Source organism: Streptomyces sp. NBC_00569, from assembly GCF_036345255.1.
Classification (GTDB): Bacteria; Actinomycetota; Actinomycetes; order Streptomycetales; family Streptomycetaceae; genus Streptomyces.
The window spans coordinates 2,991,034-3,012,329 of record NZ_CP107783.1; the positions used below are offsets into that span (position 1 = coordinate 2,991,034).

16 protein-coding genes and 1 pseudogene are annotated in these 21,296 nt (G+C 72.8%); 6 read left to right on the top strand and 11 right to left on the bottom strand.

Features of this window, described 5'->3' with window-relative positions:
- Nucleotides 1-20: 20 nt before the first annotated feature.
- The 4 genes from OHO83_RS13495 to OHO83_RS13510 form a co-directional block, all read right to left on the bottom strand.
- Complete coding sequence (locus OHO83_RS13495) at nt 21-743, bottom strand: 3'-5' exonuclease (protein WP_266675099.1); 723 nt, start codon at nt 741-743, stop codon at nt 21-23.
- Nucleotides 744-852: 109 nt separating this feature from the next.
- A complete protein-coding gene (locus OHO83_RS13500) occupies nt 853-2,106 on the bottom strand; it encodes an SAV2148 family HEPN domain-containing protein (RefSeq protein ID WP_266675098.1) in 1,254 nt (417 codons plus the stop codon).
- A gap of 100 nt (nt 2,107-2,206) precedes the next feature.
- A complete protein-coding gene (locus OHO83_RS13505) occupies nt 2,207-3,520 on the bottom strand; it encodes a copper amine oxidase (protein ID WP_330279524.1) in 1,314 nt (437 codons plus the stop codon).
- 43 nt (nt 3,521-3,563) lie between these two features.
- Nucleotides 3,564-4,352, bottom strand: a complete 789-nt coding sequence (locus OHO83_RS13510) for a Tat pathway signal sequence domain protein (RefSeq protein ID WP_266675096.1) — start codon at nt 4,350-4,352, stop codon at nt 3,564-3,566.
- A gap of 160 nt (nt 4,353-4,512) precedes the next feature.
- Here OHO83_RS13510 and glgX point away from each other — a divergent pair, with 160 nt between their 5' ends.
- The gene (gene glgX, locus OHO83_RS13515; RefSeq protein WP_266675095.1) at nt 4,513-6,627 is read left to right on the top strand and encodes a glycogen debranching protein GlgX; all 2,115 of its coding nucleotides are present in this window, start codon (nt 4,513-4,515) and stop codon (nt 6,625-6,627) included.
- Here the strand turns inward: glgX and OHO83_RS13520 are convergent.
- Nucleotides 6,581-7,864 carry an MFS transporter gene (locus tag OHO83_RS13520; RefSeq protein WP_330279525.1) on the bottom strand — a complete coding sequence of 428 codons (1,284 nt, stop codon included), beginning with the start codon at nt 7,862-7,864 and terminating at the stop codon, nt 6,581-6,583. The genes glgX and OHO83_RS13520 overlap by 47 nt on opposite strands.
- A gap of 90 nt (nt 7,865-7,954) precedes the next feature.
- Between OHO83_RS13520 and treY the strand changes: the two genes are divergently transcribed.
- Complete coding sequence (gene treY, locus OHO83_RS13525) at nt 7,955-10,378, top strand: malto-oligosyltrehalose synthase (RefSeq protein WP_330280771.1); 2,424 nt, start codon at nt 7,955-7,957, stop codon at nt 10,376-10,378.
- Nucleotides 10,379-10,489: 111 nt separating this feature from the next.
- On the opposite strand, the gene OHO83_RS13530 is transcribed toward treY, so the two are convergent.
- Nucleotides 10,490-12,043, bottom strand: coding sequence for a cytochrome P450 (locus tag OHO83_RS13530; protein ID WP_330279526.1), 1,554 nt, complete (start codon nt 12,041-12,043; stop codon nt 10,490-10,492).
- A 175-nt stretch (nt 12,044-12,218) separates the two neighbouring features.
- On the opposite strand from OHO83_RS13530, the gene OHO83_RS13535 reads away from it, so the two are divergent.
- Complete coding sequence (locus OHO83_RS13535) at nt 12,219-13,469, top strand: M14 family zinc carboxypeptidase (protein WP_329433641.1); 1,251 nt, start codon at nt 12,219-12,221, stop codon at nt 13,467-13,469.
- 44 nt (nt 13,470-13,513) lie between these two features.
- Here OHO83_RS13535 and OHO83_RS13540 read toward each other — a convergent pair whose 3' ends face one another.
- Nucleotides 13,514-14,071 (bottom strand): DUF1707 and FHA domain-containing protein, encoded by a 558-nt coding sequence (locus OHO83_RS13540; RefSeq protein WP_266675091.1) that lies wholly within the window; start codon nt 14,069-14,071, stop codon nt 13,514-13,516.
- A 195-nt stretch (nt 14,072-14,266) separates the two neighbouring features.
- On the opposite strand from OHO83_RS13540, the gene OHO83_RS13545 reads away from it, so the two are divergent.
- Both OHO83_RS13545 and treZ read left to right on the top strand, forming a co-directional pair.
- Nucleotides 14,267-15,217: a GNAT family N-acetyltransferase gene (locus tag OHO83_RS13545; RefSeq protein WP_329433642.1), complete on the top strand. Its 951-nt coding sequence runs from the start codon at nt 14,267-14,269 to the stop codon at nt 15,215-15,217.
- 136 nt (nt 15,218-15,353) lie between these two features.
- Nucleotides 15,354-17,102: a malto-oligosyltrehalose trehalohydrolase gene (treZ, locus tag OHO83_RS13550; protein WP_330279527.1), complete on the top strand. Its 1,749-nt coding sequence runs from the start codon at nt 15,354-15,356 to the stop codon at nt 17,100-17,102.
- Nucleotides 17,103-17,108: 6 nt separating this feature from the next.
- On the opposite strand, the gene OHO83_RS13555 is transcribed toward treZ, so the two are convergent.
- Together OHO83_RS13555 and OHO83_RS13560 are read right to left on the bottom strand one after the other, a co-directional pair.
- Nucleotides 17,109-18,035, bottom strand: coding sequence for an aminoglycoside phosphotransferase family protein (locus OHO83_RS13555; RefSeq protein WP_330279528.1), 927 nt, complete (start codon nt 18,033-18,035; stop codon nt 17,109-17,111).
- Between the two features lie 5 nt (nt 18,036-18,040).
- Complete coding sequence (locus tag OHO83_RS13560) at nt 18,041-19,195, bottom strand: aminopeptidase P family protein (protein ID WP_443066045.1); 1,155 nt, start codon at nt 19,193-19,195, stop codon at nt 18,041-18,043.
- A gap of 185 nt (nt 19,196-19,380) precedes the next feature.
- Here OHO83_RS13560 and OHO83_RS13565 point away from each other — a divergent pair, with 185 nt between their 5' ends.
- Entirely contained in the window at nt 19,381-20,178 is a 798-nt protein-coding gene (locus OHO83_RS13565) for a metallophosphoesterase (RefSeq protein ID WP_330279529.1), read from the top strand.
- 36 nt (nt 20,179-20,214) lie between these two features.
- Here OHO83_RS13565 and OHO83_RS13570 read toward each other — a convergent pair whose 3' ends face one another.
- Nucleotides 20,215-20,811, bottom strand: coding sequence for a PDZ domain-containing protein (locus OHO83_RS13570; RefSeq protein ID WP_330279530.1), 597 nt, complete (start codon nt 20,809-20,811; stop codon nt 20,215-20,217).
- A gap of 90 nt (nt 20,812-20,901) precedes the next feature.
- Nucleotides 20,902-21,258: pseudogene (locus OHO83_RS13575) on the bottom strand (multicopper oxidase domain-containing protein); the annotation flags it as partial.
- Nucleotides 21,259-21,296 lie beyond the last annotated feature (38 nt).

A 21,296-nucleotide genomic window follows, 5' to 3' on the forward strand; every position in this document is an offset into this window, starting at 1 on the left:
TGAAACTGCCGCCTCACGGCTCAGACCCCGGGCCCCGTCAGCTCCCGCATCGGCCACGTCGCCTCCACCACCGCCTGTGCGTCGCCCTTGCGGCGCAGGAAGGACTGGAAGTCCGCCGCCCACTGCGCGTACCACTCGATCTGGGATTCGTGGAGCCGGGCCGGTCCGAGGGAGGCGACCTTCGGGTGGCGGCCGGCTATCGCGGAGGCCAGGCGTGCGGCGGCGAGGGCGTCGGCGGAGGCGTCGTGCGCGGATTCGAGCGTCACGCCGTACTCCGCGCACACCGCCTCGAGGTTCCGCTTGCCCTTGCGGTAGCGGTCCACCGAGCGGTCGATCGTGTACGGGTCGATGACGGGCGCCGGGTCCGTGCCGCCCAGCCGCTCCCGCAGCGACGGCAGGCCGTGGCGGCGCAGCTCGGCGGAGAGCAGGGTCAGGTCGAACGCGGCGTTGTACGCGACGACGGGCACGCCCGTGCGCCAGTACCCGACGAGCGTCTGCGCTATCGAGTCCGCGACCCGGTCGGCCGGCTCACCCTCGGACGCCGCTCTCTCGTTGCTGATCCCGTGCACGGCGACCGCGTCGGCCGGGATCTCGACCCCCGGGTCCGCGAGCCACTGCCGGTGACCCAGCGGCCTCGTGTCCTTGACCTCTATCACCGCGCCCGTGACGATGCGCGCCTCGCGCGGATCCGTCCCCGTGGTCTCCAGGTCGAAGCCGACCAGCAGTTCCTGGTGCCATCCCATCGCGGCCCCCTTCTTCATGGTGCGTCCCCGTGTCTCCCCAGTGGCCACCACGATGACATGGGGCACTGACAACGGGCCGGGAGCGTTCCGCTTCCGCGCGGCGGCGGGGTCAGGACACGGGCCGGGCGTCCGCCCACGCCAGCTCGAATTCTTCGCGATACGTCGGGAAAAGTCCGGCTTCCTCCCCGTCCCGGGCGTGGGCCTTCACCACGCGCCCGGGCCCGCGCAGCACGAGGACCGGCGCCTCCATGCCCCTGGCCCGGCGCAGATACGACTGGACGACCCCGACGCCGTCCGACCCGTCGCCGTCGACGAGATAGGCGGTGAACCGTGGCGTCTCGTCGTAGACCTGGATCTCGAAGGCGCCCGGGTCGCGCAGCCGGGCCCGCACCCGGCGCATGTGCAGGATGTTCATCTCGACGGCGCGGCTCAGCTCGCCCCGCTTGAGACCCAGCTCGCGCTCCCTGCGCTTGACGGCGCTGGAGGCGGGGTTGAGGAAGAGCAGCCGCACCCGGCAGCCGGACTCGGCGAGCCGGACGAGGCGGCGGCCCGAGAAGTTCTGCACCAGCATGTTCAGGCCTATGCCGATGGCGTCGAGGCGGCGCGCGCCGCCGAAGATGTCCTCGGCCGGGAACTGGCGCAGGAGACGCACCCGGTCCGGGTGCACGCCCACGACGTCGCCGTACCGGTCGCCGACGAGCTCCTCGACGGCGTCCACCGGGAGCCTCCGGGCGGACGGTACGTCCGAGCCAGCGCCGAGCATCTCCAGGAGCCGCCCGGAGGCGCGCTCGGCCTGGGCGAGGACGGCCTCGGACAGGGCTCGGTTGCGCGAGACGACGTTCCGCGTCACCTCCAGCTCGTCGAGGGCGAGCTCGACGTCGCGGCGGTCGTCGAAGTACGGCTCGAAGCAGGGCCAGTGCTGGACCATCAGCTCGCGCAGTTGCGGCAGGGTGAGGAAGCTGAGGACGTTGTCGTCGGCCGGGTCGAGCAGATAGCCCTTGCGGCGGCTCACCTCGCGCACGGCGACGGCTCGCTGGACCCACTCCTGCCCGGCGGGCCCGGCGGCCGCCACGACCCAGTCGTCCCCGTGGACGGGTTCGTAGATGGGCCGCAGCACGGCGGCCACCACGGCCCGCAGCCGCTGTTCGACCAGGTTCAGCCAGATGTAGGCGCGGCCGGCCCGCTGCGCGCGCGTACGGACCTCGCTCCAGGCGTCGGCGCCCCAGGCGAACTCCGACTCCGGTCCGATCTGGGATCCCATGTCCATGGGCCGCGCCAAGGACACCGCTCCGGGCGGGACGTCAGCGGAGCTCCCCTCGTGACCCGCGTCACCAGGGGGCAGCTCCAGCCCACCCGAGCTCACCCACGCACCGCCTTCCGCTCCCCCGAGCAACCCCAGCAACGATCAAGGAAGGGTACTCCGGGAGCGGTCGGCGGTGCAGCCGGATGGGCAGGGTAGTTTCTCAACTGCCGTTTCTGGGCACGCCGTTCTGGTCCGCGAGGTCGGCGGGAGTGAGCGGATTCATAGCGGTCACGTCCCTGGGGGCCAATGAGAAGCCCTGCCAGTGGACCGGCATCGGCTGCTGGTCCTCGTCCCGGGCGATGTGGTGGAACCCGATGTTGACCCAGGTGATCGGGTGCGTGAGCGTCTGCCCGCCGACCCACTTGTCGACGCTGGCGCCGCCGCAGTGCCCGGCAGGGTTGTCGCTCGCGTACTGCTCGCACTTCTTGTACTCGGTGAAGTACACGTCGTGCTTGGTGAACGAACGGCCCGGGAACTTGCTGGAGCGGCCGGGCACGAACTCGTAGGACCTGGGGTGGCCGTCCTTGTTCTTGCCCGCGGTGCTGACGACCCGCCACCAGCGCATGTCCTTCGCGTCGCCGGCGAGTTCCTTGGTGACGGGGGTGCGGGTGGTCTTCGTGGTGGGGCTGCCGCTGCCGCGCGGCGCGGTGACCTTGGAGTCGTACTGCTCGACCTTGCTCTTGGGGGAGCCGTCGAGGCCGAAGTCGAGCCGCCAGAAGACGTTGTGGGCGTGGCTCTCGGCGTAGGCGCGGGCACCCTTGCCGATCGGCCAGCCCTTGCCGTCCGTGCCGTTGTAGTCGTACGGGGAGAGGCTGCCGGTCGCGCCGACGTTCGACGTGATCGTCCCGTCGGAGGAGAACCGCCACTCGGTGATGTACTCGTACCAGGACGCCTTGTTGACCGTGTAGACGAGAAGGTCCTTGCCCTGGGCGGTGTAGACCTTGCCGCTGCCGCCGGTGCTCTGGTCGTCGTTGAGCCGGTACGCGTGCCCACGCGCGCGCGTGGTGGTGCACAGGCCCTGCACGTCGCCCCGGTCGGGCACCTTGACGGTCTTGATGGTGCCGCCGGGGCACTCGCCGGGCTTCAGGTTCTGCAGGGCGTACCCGAAGTCGGTACCGGTGACGTCGTCGTACTCGTTCTCGCCGTCGTCGTAGGGGACGTGCACCTGCGCCAGGCGGGCACTGGTGAGGACGGCGATCGGCTTGGGCTCGTCCTTCGGCTGGTAGCTGACGTTGTCGAGGACGAGCCCGGACAGCGTGTTGTAGTGCCAGCACATGCGCCAGGTCGTGCCCCCGTCGAGGACCTGCTCGATCTTGTAGGCGGTGCTGCAGGCCGGGGCCGCGGCGGTGGGCGCCTGCGGGGCGGCGGTGGCGGGGCCCGCGGCGCTGACGGCGGTGCCGAGCAGCGCGAGGGAGGTGAGGGCGACGGCGGCCCGGGCGCCTGCGCGGGCGCGCCGAAGTCTGTTGACGTGCATACGGAATGACTCCTTCGAACAGGAGGAGAAGAGGGCGTGGGGCTCAGCCGAGGCGGCCGACGGTGCGCGCGCTGAGGTCGACGACCAGGGCGCGGGTGTCGATCCACGGCCCGTTGCTGACCTTGGTGACGACGCGCAGGCACCGGTGCTCGCCGCAGGCGGTGAGGCCGGATGGGACGTGGGCGACGGTCTTCTTGCGGAAGACCATGCCGCTCAGTTCGAGCTGGTCCGTGCTCGTGAGCTGCTTGCCGGTGGCGTCCTTGTAGTCCTTCTTCAGGCCGGCGCCGAGCGGGTCCGCGATGAGGAGCTGGGTGGCCTCACGCAGCTCGCCGGGGCTCGGCGGCGGCTGCACGCCGTGCGCCGTGTCGGTGTTCTCGACCTTGCCGCTGTCGAGGTTCACGGTCCTGGTCACGACCGTGTCGGCCTTGTAGTCGTAGTAGACGACCTCGGCGCGGCGTTCCGCCGCCTGCGCGCCGCTCTGCGTGGGGTCCACCTCGCTGAGGTTCGTGGACAGGTGCTGCGGCCCCCGGTCGCCCTCGACGTCCCGCGCGCTGAGGCGCAGTCCGTTGCTCGCGACGGCGATCTGTTCGGCGCGCTTGATCTCGTCGTCGGTCAGCGGGTCCCTGCCGACGCCCTTGTCGCCCTCCTTCGGCGCGGCCTCCACCACGCCGTCCTTCGGGATCGCGTCCTGCTGGGCGGAGCCGGCTTTGGCCTGGTCACCCGCGCCCGCCTCCCCCGGCAGGGTCACCCCCAGCAGTACGGCGGTCGCCACGGCCGCGACGGCCGCTCCCGCCATCATTTTCCCCAGATGGCGTCTTGCGAGCTCTCGCACATCTTCCCCCTGTTGTCCCCGCGGCCCCACCTGTGGGCGGACGGGTATGCGTGGTCTTCCTTTAAGAGGGGTCCAATTCCTAGGTGGTTCCGTCACTTTCGGGAAGACTCAGGCGGAAGTCGCCCGGGGCATCCGGGCCGGGAGTGGAAGAGTCGTACCCATGCAGGTCTGGCCTGGACAGGCGTATCCACTCGGTGCCACTTATGACGGCGCCGGCACCAACTTCGCGGTCTTCTCGGAGGCCGCCCGGCGCATAGAGCTGTGTCTGCTGCACGACGACGGGTCGGAGACCGCGGTGGAGCTGCGGGAGACCGACGCCTTTGTGCGGCACGCGTATCTGCCCGGCATCATGCCGGGCCAGCGGTACGGCTTCCGCGCGCACGGCCCGTACACCCCGGAGCGCGGGCAGCGGTGCAACTCGTCGAAGCTGCTCCTCGACCCGTACGCACGTGCGATCAGCGGCCAGATCGACTGGGGCGAGGCGGTGTACGGGTATCCCTTCGGGGCGCCCGACAAGCGCAACGACCTGGACTCGGCGCCGCACACGATGACGTCGGTCGTGGTCAACCCGTACTTCGACTGGGGCGACGACCGTCCGCCGCGCACCGAGTACCACCACACGGTGATCTACGAGGCCCATGTGAAGGGCCTCACGATGACGCACCCGGCGCTCCCGGAAGAGCTGCGCGGCACCTACGCGGCGCTCGCGCACCCGGCGATCCTGGAGCACCTCACGGAGCTGGGCGTGACAGCGCTCGAACTGATGCCGGTCCATCAGTTCGTGAACGACCACCGCCTGGTGGAGATGGGCCTGAACAACTACTGGGGCTACAACACCATCGGGTTCTTCGCGCCCCACAACGCCTACGCGTCCTGGGGCGACCGGGGACAGCAGGTCCTGGAGTTCAAGTCGGCCGTACGGGCACTGCACGAGGCCGGAATCGAGGTCATCCTCGACGTCGTCTACAACCACACGGCCGAGGGCAACCACCTGGGCCCGACGCTGTCCTTCAGGGGCCTCGACAACGCCTCGTACTACCGCCTCGCCGAGGACCGCCGCTACTACATGGACACCACGGGCACCGGGAACTCGCTGCTCATGCGCTCGCCACACGTCCTGCAGATGATCATGGACTCGCTGCGCTACTGGGTCACCGAGATGCACGTCGACGGGTTCCGCTTCGACCTGGCGGCCACGCTGGCACGGCAGTTCCACGAGGTGGACCGGCTGTCGTCGTTCTTCGACCTCGTGCAGCAGGACCCGGTGGTCTCCCAGGTGAAGCTGATCGCCGAGCCGTGGGACGTCGGCGAGGGCGGCTACCAGGTGGGCAACTTCCCGCCACTGTGGACGGAGTGGAACGGCAAGTACCGGGACACCGTCAGGGATCTGTGGCGGGGCGAGCCGCGGACCCTCGCCGAGTTCGCCGGACGGCTGACCGGCTCGTCCGACCTCTACCAGGACGACGGCCGCCGCCCGCTCGCCTCCATCAACTTCGTCACGTGCCACGACGGTTTCACCCTGCGCGACCTGGTCTCGTACAACGAGAAGCACAACGAGGCGAACGGCGAGGGCAACCGCGACGGGGAGAGCCACAACCGGTCGTGGAACTGCGGTGCGGAGGGCGACAGCGACGACCCCGGGGTGCTCGGCCTGCGGGACCGTCAGATCCGCAACTTCATCGCGACACTCATGCTCTCCCAGGGCGTGCCGATGCTCAGCCACGGGGACGAGCTGGGGCGCACGCAGAACGGCAACAACAACGCCTACTGCCTGGACAGCGAGCTGGCCTGGGTGCGCTGGCCCGAGGACGGCGAGCAGGACGCCCTGCTGGCCTTCACGCGCGCGATGGCGCGGCTGCGGCGTGACCACCCGGTGTTCCGCAGGCGCCGCTTCTTCCACGGGCGGCCGGTCGAGGGCACCCACGACGAGCTGAGCGACATCGCCTGGTTCACTCCGGAGGGCGCGGAGATGACGCGGGACGACTGGGGCGCGGCGCAGGCGCGGGCCCTGTCGGTGTTCCTCAACGGGCACGCGATCTCGGAGCCGGGCCCCCGGGGCGAGCGCATCTCGGACGACTCGTTCCTGCTGCTGTTCAACGCGTCGCCCGACGCGCTGGAGTTCCTCGTTCCGGTCAACCACGGCCGACAGTGGGAGGTCGTGGTGGACACGGCGCTGCCCGAAGGCGTGCCCCTCGGGACCGGCGCGAAGGTAAAGGCCGGTGACCGCGTCACACTCCTCGACCGGAGCCTGACGGTGTTGCAGCGACCGGCGTGACTCCTGGTGCCGCCGGGGCCGCCTTGACGAGGAGTGCGACGCCGAACGCGAGGGCCGCGGCCACGCTGCCGACGGTGAACGCCGCGGCGGGGCCGTGGGACTCGGCGAGGCGGCCCGCCACGGCGAGCGTGACGGCCTGCCCGCCGACGAAGGCGCTCGCGGCGGACGTCATGCCCTCGGCGAGGCGTTCGCGCGGCACGGCGCGTTCGGTGAGTCCGAAGCCGGTGATCAGGTTCGGCGCGAAGACGGCGCCGAACACGGTCACCGCCACGTAGAGGCCCGGCATGCTCTGCGTGCCGATCAGCAGGAGGGACAGGAGCGCGGCGGCGGCGGTGGCGACCCGCCAGCGCAGCGCGAGCCCGAAGCGCTCCGGCAGCGCGGCCATGGACAGGCCGACGACGGCGCTCATGACGCCCATGGCGGCGTAGACGAGGCCCGCCTGGTCCTCCTGGCCGAGCTTCTGGGTGAGCGCCGTGATCCCGGCCCCGCAGCCGCCCAGGAGGACACCGAGGAGGACGAGGCCGAGGCGCACGAGCCGGACCTCGCGCGGCATGCGGGGACGCCGGGACCGCGGCTCCCTGGGGGCGTGCGCCGTCGCGGGCCGGACCGTCGTCGCCGTCGCCGTCGCCGTCGGGTGCAGCGCGAACGCCGAACCGCAGCCGGCGACGAGCAGAGCGGCGGCCCCGAACGCGTACGCGGGGTGGCCGGCGAAGGCCGCGACACCGATCAGCGCGGGCCCGAGGACGAACGACAGCTCGTCCATCGTGCTCTCCAGTGACAGCACCGTGTTCACGACGCGCTCGTCCGCACCCCCGCGGCGGACGAGCGCGACGCCCCGGGCCCTGGCCAGCGGACCGATCCCCGGCACCGTGGCCCCGGCGAGCACGCCGAGCGCCACGAGGAGCGGCGTGGGGAGTCCCGCGAGGGCGCCGAGCGTGTAGCAGGTGATCGCGAGGGCGTTCAGCAGCGAGCAGCACAGGACGACGCTCCGCTGCCCGCGCCGGTCGGCGAGCCGGCCGACGACGGGCCCCGTGGCCACCTGTCCGAGCGCGAGCGCGCAGGCCACGGTCCCTCCGGTCGCGAGGGAACCGCTCGTCCTGGTGATCAGCAGAACGCTGCCGAACTGGATCACCGCCACCGGCAGCCGCCCGAAGAACGAGAGCGCCGGGAGCAGCGCCCCGGTCGCCCCGAGCACCTCGCGGTATGTCGCCGACGTTCCCCCCGCTGCCTGTGCCATCGTTCGAAGCTATCGACGGCGCCGGTGACATACGCATGCGGCGATGACACGAAAGACGCCGGGGCGGGTACGTAGGTTCGCATGACGCGCATGACACCGGACCATCAAGAGGGCGGGGTCCCCGCCCCGCCCACGGCCACGTACCGGATGCAGCTCCAGCCGGCGTTCCCGTTCGCCGCGGCCGCCGGAGCCGTCCCGTATCTGGCCTCGCTGGGTGTCTCGCACCTGCATCTGTCGCCGGTCCTGGAGGCCGTACCCGGTTCCACGCACGGGTACGACGTCGTGGACCACGCGCGCGTGCGGGACGAGCTGGGTGGTGAGGCCGGGCTGCGGGCGCTCGCGCGGACGGCGCGGGAGCACGGGCTCGGCCTGGTCGCCGACATCGTGCCCAACCACATGGCGTCGGCGGCCGGGCTCAACCGGCCCCTCCAGGAGGTACTGCGGGACGGGCCGCACTCCCCCTACGCGCACTGGTTCGACATCGACTGGGAGGCGCAGGGCGGGCGGGTCCTGCTGCCCGTGCTCGGCCACCGGCTGAGCCATGAGCTGGACCGTCTGGAGGTGGACGGGCGTGTGCTGCGCTACTACGAGCACGCGTTCCCGCTGCGCGAGGGCACGGAGACGCTGCCCCTTCCCGAGCTGCTCGACGCGCAGTGGTACCGGCTCGGCTGGTGGCGCCTGGCCCGCACCGAGCTCAACTACCGGCGTTTCTTCACCATTTCGGACCTGATCGGGGTGCGCGTGGAGAACCGGGAGGTGTTCGACGCCACGCACGAGAAGATCGTCCAGCTGCTGCGCGAGGGCGTTCTCGACGGGCTGCGCGTCGACCATCCCGACGGCCTCGCCGACCCCGGCGCGTATCTGAAGGACCTCGCCGACGCGACCGCCGGGCGCTGGACCGTCGTCGAGAAGATCCTCGGCGCGGACGAACGACTGCCCGCCGCCTGGCCGGTGGCCGGTACGACGGGCTACGACGCGCTGCGCCACATCGACGGCCTGTTCACCGATCCGTCGGGCGCGGACGAACTGCTCGGCCTGTTCCGGCGCTTCACGGCGGCCCCCGCCGACCGGGGCGGCGACTGGGACGCCACGGCGCGCCGCGCCGCGTACAAGGTCGTCACGCACGAGCTGGCGGCCGAGGTGGACCGCCTCACGCGCGAGGCGGGGCGGCTGTGCGCCGCCGACGCCGCCCTGCGCGACCACGCTCCGTGGGCCCTGCGCACCGCCGTACGCGAACTCCTGGTGCGCCTCGACGTGTACCGGCCGTACGTGACCGGGGGCGCGGACCCCGAGACCGTGCTCACACCCGGTGACGCCGAGGACGCCAAGGGGGTGTTCACCGTCGCCGAGGAGGCCGAGGCGGTGGACACCGTGCGGGACCTGGCGCTCGGGAAGAGCGGTTCGGGGCCCGAGCACGAGGCGTTCCGGGCGCGGTTCGCGCAGACGGCGTCCGCGCTGCGCGCCAAGGCGGTCGAGGACACGGCGTTCTACCGGCACGCGCCCCTCCTGTCGGCGACGGAGGTCGGCGGGACGCCGCAGAGCCCGGCGGTGGACCCGGAGACGTTCCACGCGTACTGCACACGCGTGCAGCGCGACTGGCCCTGCACGGGAACCGTCCTTTCGACGCACGACACCAAGCGCAGCGCCGATGTGCGGGCGGGGATCTCCGTGCTCACGCAGTGCCCCGGGCGCTGGGCCGATCTGCTCGCGGACGTCACCGAGCGGACCGCGCGCGAGGGCGGCACGAGCGCGCCCGATCCCCAACTGGCCTGGGCGGCCTGGCAGACGGCGGTCGGGTTCGGCGACCAGGAGGGCGAGCGGCTCCAGGGCGCGATGCTCAAGCACGTGCGCGAGGCGGGGCTGCACACGAGCTGGACCGAACCGGACGCGGACTACGAGAAGGCGGTGCGCGACTTCGTGGCCGCGGGCCCGTGCGGGCCGCCCAGGGAGGCCGTCGCCGCGTTCGCGGACTCGTTGCGGCCCCATGTCCGGGCGAACGTCCTGGGGGCCGCTCTCGCCCATCTGACGATGCCGGGGGTGCCGGACGTCTACCAGGGCACGGAGCGCGAGTACCGGGCGCTGGTGGACCCGGACAACCGTGCGCCGGCGCGCTTCGACTCTGATCTGCTGGAGCGGCTCGACTCCGATGACGGGTCCGTCCCCGGCGATCTGTCCGACGAGAAACTGGCGCTCACCGTCGCCGCGCTGCGGCTGCGCCGGGCGCACCCGGAGTGGTTCGGCGGCGGGTCGACGTACGCACCGGTCGCCGCGCGGGGGGCGGGCGCAGCGCACTGTGTGGCGTTCGCACGCTCCGGGGAGGTCGTCGCCGCCGCGACTCGGCTGTCGCTGCGCCTCACGGAGGCGGGCGGCTGGCGCGACACCGAGCTGTCACTCCCGGAGGGCCAGTGGGTCGATCTGCTCGCCCCGGGAAACGAGTTCACGGGTCACGCACGCGTGGAGAAGCTGTTCGACCGGCATCCGGTGGCGCTCCTCGTACGGGCGTCGGTCGACTGAGGTGACCCGGAAGCGTCTCAGGGCGCCACCGGCAGGAGTGCTCACCGGCCACGCGCGCGTAGGAGGACCGGTTCGACCGGCATCCAGTGGCGCTCCCCGGACGCGCGGCCGTCAGCAGAGGAGTACCGGGAGCGTCTTCGGGCCGCGCGTGATGAGGCCTGCGGAGTCAGGTCGGCCGCCGGGGGCCCAGCGCAGGTGCGGGAGGGCCTCCAGGAGGGCGTGCAGCGCGCACTCGGCGGTGAGGCGGGCCAGCTGCACGCCGAGACAGCGGTGGCGACCCGCGCCGAAGGCCAGCTGTCCGGGCGCCGGGCGCAGGATGTCGTAGCGGTCGGGGACGGCGAAGCGCGTCGGGTCGCGGCCCGCGGCGCCCATGAGACAGGCGACGTCGGCGCCCGCGGGTATCGTCCCGGCGCCGGTGACCATGGGCACGAGGGCGCGGCGCAGCACGATGTGCACGGCGGGGTCGCGGCGCAGGGACTCCGCCCAGGCCGCCGGTATCAGCACGGGACGCTCCCGTACGAGCCTCAACTGGGCCGGGTGGTCGAGCAGGTTGGCGAGGAACGAGGCGAGCGCCAGATGCGTGGCCTCGCCTCCGGCTCCGAGAAGTGTCCCGGCGAGGCCCACGACGGTCTCGTCAGGGAGGTGGCTGCCGTCCGCCCGTGCGGTGCTGAGGACGGACAGCAGGTCGCCGCCGGGACGCGCGCGGCGGCGTGCGACATGCGGACGCAGAAAGGCGTCCAGGTCCCCGTGGCCGTCGCCGAGATGCGTGAGGCCCTCGCGGCACCACTCGCGCACGCGCGCCGTGTCCTCGTGGGGCAGCCCGAGCGCGGCCACCGCCGCCACGGCCGGCAGCCACTGGCAGAACTCCGCCACGAGATCGGCCTCCTGACGCTCCGACAGGCGATGGGCGAGCACGTACGCGGCGCGCTCCACGCCGGCCCGCAGAGCGGCCAGGGCGCGGCCGCGCAGCGCCGGCTGGAGCAGTGCGCGGTGCACGGCGTGCGTACGGTCCTCCAGATGGGCCAGGGTCCGCCCCGGGGGCGGGGCGACGAGCCGCGGATCGGCGAGCGCGGCGCGCACGTCCCCGTAGCGGCTGATGAGCCACGCCCCGAAGGCCTCGTCGTGGACGAGCGGGTACGACGCCCTGAGCGTCCGGTACAGAGGGTAGGGGTCGCGGTCGGTCCCCGGTGCGCGGAGGCTGGGCGGGGGCGGGTCGCCGGGACCGCGGAGGCCGGGCGCGGAGCGGAGCCCACCGGCGCCGGGCGCCTCCGCGACGGCGGACGGCACGAAGGGGCACGTGGCGGGGCCTTCCGCCGGAGGGCCGGTGATCCCGGCCGGGTCCTGGGCACCCGGAACAGCGCGCATCGCCGCGCCCCCAGCCTTCGTCCCGGTGCGCGCCGGGAGACGCGCGAGTCTTCTCAGCGGACCACCGCGGGCTCCCCCGCGCAGTCCTCGTGCGCCCGTACGGGTGAGACGGGCGCTCGGGCGTACGGCCATGACCTGCGCAGCAGCTCCACGAGGTCCGCCGCGGCGCCCGTCGGAGAGGCCTGGAGTCACCGTCAGGGCGCGCTTCCACGGCGGCTCCGCCGAGAGGGCCACGCAGGCCTCACCGACCGCTCCGGCCGCCTTCCGCAGGGGCCTCCACCCGGCCGTCGCGAAGGGCATGACGTGGCCCGGCACCTCCACGCCCGCCCCACGCTCCGCGAGCCCGCCGGCGAGACGTTCCTCAGTCCGGCGGCCCGCGGGTCGCACCAGCGGCGCGGCACCGGACGCGGCCTTCTTGACAGGTGCCGCGGAGCGTGGGGTACTGCGGGATGCGACGCGTGGAGCACCAACGGGGGTGAGTCACCTGACGGAGCAGCGCTACCCGAATGTGGCCGAACTGGTCCAGTCAGCACGGGAGCTGGCCACTCACCGACCCGACCTGTGCGTTCTGCGCCAGGTCGGGACCTCACGCGCGGGCCGGCCGCTGCACCTGTTGTCGGTGGGGCACGACCACCGCGCGGTGCTCGTGGTCGCGGGAGCCCATGCGAACGAGCCGGCCGGTGGCTCCACTCTGCTGCGCCTCGCCGAACGCGCTCTGATGGAGCGGGAGTTGCGCACCGACTGCTCCTGGCACTTCTTGTTGTGCGCCGACCCGGACGGCGCGGCTCTGCACCGCACGCCCGCGCCGCGGTCCCTGCTCGACTACCACCGGCACTTCTTCCGCCCCGCGGGCCCCGAGCAGCCCGAGTGGTCGCCCTCCGTGCTGCCGCCGGACCGGCTGCCGCCCGAGACGCGGATCCTGACCGGGGTCATCGACGAGCTGCGTCCCTTTCTCCAGGTGTCGCTGCACGGCACCGATCTGGGCGGCAGCTGGGTGCAGTTGACGCGGGACATACCGGGACTCGCGGAGCCGTTCGCCAAGTCGGCGGCGGAGTTGCACATCCCGGTGGAGACGGGGGCCTCGGACGCGGCGGGCTGGCCCGCGACGGGCCCCGGCGTCCATGTGATGCCGGAGCCCGGCGCGGAGGCCGCGTTCCCGAGCCTGCCGGACGACGCCCGGCACAGCACCTGGCACCACGCCCACCGCTACGGGGGCCGCACGGCGATCGTCGAGGTCCCGATGTGGGCGAGCGACCTCGTGGACGACCCGGCGCCGCACCCCGCCCCCGACCGGGCGCTGCGGCGCCTGGCACAGCGGCTGAGCCGGGACACGCTCCTGGTGGAGGAGATCCTGCAGTCGGCGCTGCCGCGGCTTCCCGAGGTGGACGGGCCGCTGATGCGGGCGACGCGCTGGGCCGTCGCGCTGGTTCCGGGCCTCGCGGGCGACTGGCTGCAACCTCCGCCGCCGGACGCCACGATGGCGTATGTGGGGAGCATCGACGCGTTCTCCAGACGGCTGCCGTTGCGGGCCGCCGCGATGCTCCTGCGGGTCCTGAAGGAGACGGGCGACCCGGACGCGGAGCGTCTTGAGCAGTTGGTGACGCACTGGTGCGACGCGTTCGCCGAGCGGTTCAGGGCGCGCTGGGTGCCCTTGGAGCACCAGGTCGAGCACCAGTCGCGGACGACCGTCGCGGCCGTGCGGCACACGCTCGCGGCGGGCGACTGATCGCGAACGCCGCCTGGAACGACCGGAGTTGGAACACCCGTGAGTCAGGCGGAGTCGGCGGAGAGCCGGAACGACATCCGTCCGAAGCCGACCTGGTCGCCGTCCTGGACGACCGCCGCGCCGACCACCCGCCGCCCGTTGACGGACGTGCCGTTGGTGGAGCCGAGGTCACGCAGCACCCACATGCCGCCCTGTCTGCTCAGTTCGGCGTGCACCCGGGAGACGGTCTCGTGGCTGAGCCGCAGCCCGTTCGCCGGGTCGCGCCCGATGCGCAGCGGGTAGGGGTTGTCCGGCGAAGGCAGTTGCAGCTTCGGGAGGCGCTCGCGCTGCCACGCCCCGCGCAGCCGCACCGTGAAGCCGGAGACCGCCGCCACGGTGCCGAAGACCACGCGGGACCAGCGGCCCTCGGTGTGCAGGTCGGCGGTGAGCGCGGCGAGTTCGTCGGAGCGGCGGGCGGCGAGTGCCAGCTCCATGCGCCGTACGAACGTGTCGTGCGACAGCCTGCCGAGTGCGGCGCCCTCGCGGAGCTCCCGCAACGCCCTGTCGCGCTCGGCGTCGGACAGCCGCGCGGGGTACGTATGGTGCTCGAACGAGGAGGTCACGTTCGTGATTGTCCGGCAGCGCGGCCGAGGTGTCCAGAAAACGACGAACTTCAGCCCGCCCCCGTACGGCCTTGACCAGCAAGGACAGTGTCTTGACGCCGTGTGCGGAAATCCGGGCGCGCCCGGCGCGGGCCCGGTGCTACGTTCGGCAGCCCGAGCCGCCACCGGGCGCGTTCGCGTGAACCAGGAGATTTCTTGACTGCTGCGCCGCATGGAAGCGCCCACCCGACGCACGACGACGCCCGCCTGGTCGTCCGCGCACTGACCGAGGAAGACGTTCCGCTTTTCCGTACGTTCGAGGATCCGGGTCTCGTGGGCCGCGTCATCACCGGCGTCGGATATCGCACCGTCGCCGAGGGCGGCGACTACCGCCCCGACTGGACCTGGGTCGCCCTGCGCGAGGGGCGCGTGGTCGCGCGGGCCGCCTGGTGGGGCGGCAAGGACGACACGGAACCGGTGAACCTGAACTGGTTCGACGTCCTGGAGGACGACATCGAGGCGGGGGCCGAACTGCTGCGGCAGGCCCCGTTCGACGTCGAGTACGAGCTGATCCTGCCCGCGGGCTGGAGTGAGGACCCACGGACGCGGGCGGCCGCCGAGGCGCGGATGGAGGCGGTCACGCGGGCCGGCAAGAAGCTCCTCGTGGAGCGGCTGCGCTACCGGTGGACGCCGGACGACGGCCTGCCGGAACGCCCCGGCCGCCTGGAGTTCCGGGCCGAACCCGACGACGAGGTGATCCTCGACGTGCTGCGCCGGGTGCACTCGGCGACGCTCGACGCGCACGCGCGGCACGCCATCGAGGAGTCGGGCCTCGACACGGCCGCGCAGGAGGAGCTGGACTTCTTCCACTGGTGCCCCTCGCCCCGCGAGTGGTGGCAGCTGGCGTACACGCCCGAGGGGGACCTGGTCGGCCTGCACATTCCCGCGCACAACCCCGGCGGGCCGTGCATCGGGTTCATCGGCGTGGTGCCGGAGCAGCGCGGCCACGGGTACGCGTACGACCTGCTGGTCGAGTCGACGCACCTCCTGGTGGAGCACGGCGCCGAGTTCATCGCCGGGGCGACGGACGACGGGAACTTCCCGATGGCGGCGAACTTCACGAAGGCCGGGTATCCGGTCACGGAGAAGCGCATCAATTTCGTCTGAGGTTCACCGGCCGGTTCGGCCGACGGGTCCGATCCGGCGAGGAATGAGCGGAACCCGCCGCGAATCCCAGCGGATCGATCTCCGCTGACGCAGGATGGACGGGTCGTCACTGTCGGCAGACAAGGGGGAACCGTTCGTGCAGTTCGAGGTGTGGGCACCACAGGCAGAGCGGGTCGCGCTCCACTGCGAGGGCACCACGCGGGCGATGGAGCGCGACCCGGACCGCGAGGGGTGGTGGACGGGCGAGGCGGACGCGCAGGACGGCACGCGCTACGGGTTCGCGCTCGACGACGGGCCGGCGCTGCCCGACCCCCGCTCACGCCGCCAGCCGGACGGGCCCGACGGCCTGAGCGCGGTCGTCGACCATGCGCGGTACACGTGGCGCTCGGAGTCGGCGCCGGGACGCGGACTCCCCGGCGCGGTCCTGTACGAACTGCACGTGGGGACCTTCACGCGCGAGGGCACGCTCGACGCCGCGGGCGAACACCTGGGGCATCTCGTCGAGTTGGGCATCACCCATGTCGAGCTGATGCCGTTGTGTCCGTTCCCCGGGCGGCACGGCTGGGGCTACGAGGGGGTCAGCCCCTGGGCGGTGCACGAGCCGTACGGGGGCCCTGAGGCGCTGAAGCGTTTTGTCGACATGGCGCACGGGCTCGGGCTCGGCGTCGTCCTCGACGTGGTCCACAACCACCTGGGCCCTTCGGGCAACCATCTGCCCGCGTTCGGGCCGTACTTCACCGACACCCACCACACGCCCTGGGGCGCCGCGGTCAACCTCGACGCCCCCGGTTCCGACGAGGTGCGCGCGTACCTCGTGGGCAGCGCGCTGGCCTGGCTGCGCGACTACCGGATCGACGGGCTGCGCCTCGACGCGGTGCACGCGCTGTGCGACACGCGCGCGGTCCACTTCCTGGAGGAGCTGTCCACGGCCGTCGACTCCCTCGCCGAAGAACAGGACAGACCCCTGTTCCTCGTCGGCGAGTCCGACCTCGGCGACCCGCGCGTGATCACCCCGCGCAATCACGGCGGCCTCGGGCTCCAGGCGCAGTGGAGCGACGACTTCCACCACGCCGTGCACACGGCGGTGTCGGGCGAAGCCCAGGGCTACTACGCGGACTTCGCGAAGGCGCCGATGGCCGCGCTCGCCAAGACCCTGACCCGGGGCTACTTCCACGACGGCACGTACTCGACGTTCCGGGGGCGGCGTCACGGGCGTCCCATCGACCGCACCCGCACCCCCGCGCACCGGCTGCTCGGCTACGCCCAGACCCACGACCAGATCGGCAACCGCGCGCAGGGCGACCGCCTCTCCGCGAGCCTGTCCCCCGGGCTCCTCGCGTGCGCGGCCACCCTCGTGCTGACCGGGCCCTTCACGCCGATGCTGTTCATGGGCGAGGAGTGGGCCGCCCGCACCCCGTGGCAGTTCTTCACCGACCACACCGACCCGGCGCTCGCGGAGGCCGTACGCAAGGGCAGGCGGCGGGAGTTCGCGTCGCACGGGTGGGCCGAGGAGGACATCCCCGATCCGCAGGACCCGGCGACCCGGGAGCGCTCCTGCCTGGACTGGTCGGAGCCGGACAGCGGTCCTCACGCGCGCGTGCTGGCCTGGTACCGCGAACTGATCGCGCTGCGCCATGCCCGGGCCGACCTGACGGACTCCGACCTCGCGGCCGTGCGGGTGGCGTACGACGAGGAGGCCCGCTGGATCGCGTACCGGCGGGGTGATCTGCGGGTGGCGGTGAACCTGTCGGACGAGCCGGCGGCGGTGCCGGTCGGGCGGAACGGTTACCGGGTGCTCGCCGCGTGGGAGCCGGCGGGGCTGCCCGGCGCGGACGGTCTGCTCACCGTCCCGCCGCAGTCGAGCGCTGTGCTCGTCAGCCCGTAGAGGGCTTCAGCCGGTCTCCGGGTCCTTGTCGGCGAGCTCCGTCACGAGTTCGAGGAGGATCGCCTCCCACGCCCGCTCCAGCTGGGTGCGCAGCAGCGGCACGGGGCTGTCGCCCGTGCCGTGGAGGCGCTCACCGAGGCGTACGAGCGTGTCGCAGCGGGCCAGCCACAGGCCGCGCAGGCTGGCGCGGGCGCCGTAACCGGCGAGGGTCGCCGCGCGGACGGCCGCGCGGGCGCCCACCGCGATGCTCAAGCCCGCGATGTCCTCCGCCGGGTCTCCGATGACGGCGTCGGACCAGTCGAGGGCGCCGCGCACCCGGCCGTCGGGGGTCACGGTGAGGTGCTCGCCCTTGAGGTCGTTGTGGATGACGACGGCGCCGGGCTGCGGGGCGAGCTGTGCGGCGGCCTGCGCGGTCAGCTGTGCGAGCCGCGCGGGCTCGAACTCGCCGTCACCGCCGAGGAGTTCGGCGGCGCGCGCCGCCTCCCGGCGCAGTACGTCGAGCGAGCGCGGCGCCGTCCTCGCGAGCCCGAGCGCCTCGGCCCGCGCCGCGGGCACCTCCCGCAGTCCGCCGAGCAGCCCCGCGAGATCCTCCTCGCCGGCCGCGGTCACGTCGACGACGTCGCCCGAAGCGCCCTGCAGCCGCGTGTCGAGGGAGTACGTGCGCCCGCTCGCCCACTCGCCGGACGCGAGCGAGGCGGGGACGGCGATGCCGACGTGCTGGCGCACGAGGTCGCGGAGCCTGATCTCGCGGCGCTGGCGCGCGGACGCCGGCGCGTCGAGGGCGAGGCGCAGCACATAGCGGGTGCCGACCCACCAGGTGGAGTGCTCACCGCTCTCGGCCGCGGCACTGACGTCGAGCTGCCCGCCGTCCGGGAAGAGGGCACCCAGCAGCGTGCGCACGGTGTCCTGGGTGGGCCTCGGGGCGTCGGACATGGCGTCTAGCTCACGATCGCCATGTCCCGCGACGTGCTGTTCAGCCGTCGTACGCCGTCCTCGGTGACCGTCACGATGTCCTCGATGCGCACCCCGAAGCGGCCCGGAAGGTAGATGCCCGGCTCCACGGAGAAGCACATTCCGGGGACGAGGGGCTGTTCCTCACCCTCGATCATGTAGGGCGGCTCGTGGGTGGTGACGCCGATGCCGTGGCCGGTGCGGTGGATGAAGTACTGGCCGTAGCCGAACTCGGTGATCACGGCGCGGGCGGCGCGGTCGACGTCCTGGCAGGCGGCGCCCGGCCTGACCGCCGCGCAGCCCGCCGCCTGCGCCTCGCGCACGACGTCGTGGACGCGCTGCTCCTCGGCGGTCGGCTCGCCGACGTGCACGGTGCGGGAGGTGTCGGAGCCGTAGCCGTGCTTGAGGCCGCCGAAGTCGAGGACGACCATGTCGCCGTTCTCGATGACGCGCTCGCCCGCCTCGTGGTGCGGGTTGGCGCCGTTCGGGCCCGATCCGACGACGGTGAAGTCGACCTGGGAGTGCCCGAACTGCCGCAGCAGACCGGCGAGATCGCCCGCGACGTCAGTCTCCCTGCGGCCCGCGAAGGGCACCTTCTTGATCTCCTCGTACGTGGCGTCGGCCGCCTCGCCGGCCGCCGCGAGCCGTTCGAGTTCGGCCGCGTCCTTGACGGCGCGCAGCATCGGCAGGGCCTCGGTGAGAGAGGCGTACGAGGTGTCGGGCAGCGTCTTCTGCAGCCCGATGAGGTGCATCGCCCACGCGTTGTCGCTGACGCCGAAGCGCCCGGAGTTGTCGAGGAGGGGCGCGGTCACCGCGTACGGGTCCTTGCCGTCGGTCCAGTCCCGCAGGGTGAGGGCGTCCGCCCCCACCGCCTTCGCGGCGTCCGGTGCCTCCAGTGTCGGCACGACGAGGACGGGGTCCTGGCCCGGGGTGAGGACGAGCATCGTGAGGCGCTCGGTGTCGGCCGTGGGCGAGTAGCCGGTGAGCCAGACCATGTCGGGCCCGGGGGCGACGAGGACGCCGGCGAGTCCCGCCTCGGCCGCGGACCGGGCGGCGCGCTCCATGCGGGCCTTGTAGTCGTCGGCCGTGAACGGCGCGGGCGTGGCGGTCATCCGGTCCTCCGGGTACTCCGAGCTGAACATCGCTTCTGCAAAAAGGACGTACGGGCAGCATCCTGCCCGCCCGCCGGGCCTGACGCGAGTCCGTTCCCGCATGCGCGCGCCACCCGGCCGGACCGCCACCTAATGCCAACCCATTGCCCAACCATTATGGCTAATGGTTAGATCGGCCTCATCCGTTAAGCCGCTTCTCCGGAGGACGTACGCCCATGCTTGTTCTGGCCCAGATCAGCGACCTGCATCTCGACGGGACCCCGCGCGCCACGGAACGCGCCCGGCGCGTGATCGACCATCTCCGGGAACTGCCGGGCCCCGTGGACGCCCTCCTCGTCACCGGCGACATCGCAGACCACGGCGCGGAGTCCGAGTACGAGGAGGCGGCGGGGCTGCTCGGGCTGCGCACGGGCGGGCCGAACGACGACGATCCACCCTTCCCCGGCCCGCCGTCCCCCGTCCTGCCTTTTCCCGTTCTGACCTGTCCCGGCAACCACGACAGCCGGGCGCCCTACCGCAAGGCACTGCTCCGCGAACCCGCCGCCGAGGGGCCGGTGAACCGCGCCCACCGCGTGGGCGGCGCCGTGGTCCTCATGTGCGACTCCAGCATTCCGGGCGCCGACGAGGGCCGGCTCGACGAGGAGACGTACGGCTGGCTGGAGGACACCCTCGACGGGCTCGACGGCGAGACGCCCGTCCTGCTCGCGTTCCACCACCCGCCGGTGGCGCTCCACCACCCGCTGCCCGACGCGTACCAACTGGCCCAGCCACAGGCGCTGGCAGACCTGCTGGCGCGGCGGCCGGAGATCGCCGGGATCATCGCGGGGCACGCGCACACCCCGGCCGCCACGGTGTTCGCGGGCCGCCCCCTGGCGATCGGCCCGGGCGTGACATGGACGCTGCGCCTGCCCTGGGAGGGCGAGGGTGTGGCCGACCGGGAGGCTCCGGTGGGCCTGGCCTTCCACATCCTCGACGACGAGCGGCGGCTGACGACGCACTTCCGGGTCGTGTGATCCTCCCTCGGAACGAGAGCGGCCCCGTGGCGATCCCTAGGTCACCACCCCGGGAGTCACCGCCAGCACCTGATGCGCGCCCGACTCGTGCCGGACCGTCAAAGTGACCTGCTGTCCCGGGCGCACGGCCGCCACGGCCTGGGCGAGCGCGCCCGCCGAGCCGATCCGGTTCCCGCCGAAGGCGATCAGCACATCGCCCCGGACGAGGCCGGCCGTGTAGCCGGGGCCGGGGACGTGCACGCCCACGAGCAGCGCCCCCGCCCCCTCGGGTGCGTCCACCGCCTCGACGCCGAGCGCCGCCCGCACGGGGCGGACGGAAGGCGACGGGGAGGTGGACGCGGCCGGCGGACGGGACGGCGCGAGCACGGAAGGCCGCGGCGCCGCCCCCGCCTGCTGCTGCATCTCGGCCAGCTTGCTCATCCCTATGACGGCCGCGCCGACCGTGCCGAGGCCGACGCCCGACAGCACGAGCACGGCCCCGAACAGCAGGCCGAGCAGCAGGGTGACGAGGCGCTTGCCGCGGCGCCGCGCCGCGTGCGGGCGACGGCCGCCCGAACCGTTCCCCCGGGCGGCCGCCGCCTCACGACGCGGAGCTCCGGGCATCGACTTGGGGCGCAACGCGGTCTGTTCCATGGCCCACCTCCGGCCACAGCTCTACCCGTCCGCGTCCGGCGCGACGATTCCCGAACGAGTGAGACTGAACCGGGCATTTCTGGCATCCGGTCAGCCGCCGTGCCCTCCGTGTCCCCCATGTCCGCCGCGCCCCGCCCCGTGGTCGAACTTCATCGCCTCGGCGGGCATCACCACGAACGGCCGCATCATGCCCATGTCCTCGTGCTCCAGCAGATGGCAGTGGTACATGAACCGCCCGTACGCGCCGTCGAACCGGCCCATGACGCGGAGCATCTGGCCGGGCAGCGCCCGGAAGACGTCCTTGTAGCCGCGCTCGTTCGGCGGGAGCGGGACCGGCGTGGCCGGGTCGGGCGCGAGCGGCGCGCGTGTCCCGCCGGCCGTCACGTCGAACCCCGACACGTCGTAGGTGTCACGGCCGAGGATCTGGAAGTCGGCGAGATGGATGTGATGGTGGGGCAGGTGTGCGGAGGTCGTCTGTTTGTATG

Bases quoted from the DNA above. Each gene is read 5' to 3' on its own strand.
- OHO83_RS13560 (WP_443066045.1), bottom strand. From the start codon at position 19,195: ATGTTCAGCTCGGAGTACCCGGAGGACCGGATGACCGCCACGCCCGCG.
- OHO83_RS13565 (WP_330279529.1), top strand. From the start codon at position 19,381: ATGCTTGTTCTGGCCCAGATCAGCGACCTGCATCTCGACGGGACCCCG.
- OHO83_RS13505 (WP_330279524.1), bottom strand. From the start codon at position 3,520: ATGCACGTCAACAGACTTCGGCGCGCCCGCGCAGGCGCCCGGGCCGCC.
- OHO83_RS13570 (WP_330279530.1), bottom strand. From the start codon at position 20,811: ATGGAACAGACCGCGTTGCGCCCCAAGTCGATGCCCGGAGCTCCGCGT.
- OHO83_RS13530 (WP_330279526.1), bottom strand. From the start codon at position 12,043: ATGCCCTTCGCGACGGCCGGGTGGAGGCCCCTGCGGAAGGCGGCCGGA.
- OHO83_RS13555 (WP_330279528.1), bottom strand. From the start codon at position 18,035: ATGTCCGACGCCCCGAGGCCCACCCAGGACACCGTGCGCACGCTGCTG.
- OHO83_RS13520 (WP_330279525.1), bottom strand. From the start codon at position 7,864: ATGGCACAGGCAGCGGGGGGAACGTCGGCGACATACCGCGAGGTGCTC.
- treY (WP_330280771.1), top strand. From the start codon at position 7,955: ATGACACCGGACCATCAAGAGGGCGGGGTCCCCGCCCCGCCCACGGCC.
- glgX (WP_266675095.1), top strand. From the start codon at position 4,513: ATGCAGGTCTGGCCTGGACAGGCGTATCCACTCGGTGCCACTTATGAC.
- OHO83_RS13495 (WP_266675099.1), bottom strand. From the start codon at position 743: ATGGGATGGCACCAGGAACTGCTGGTCGGCTTCGACCTGGAGACCACG.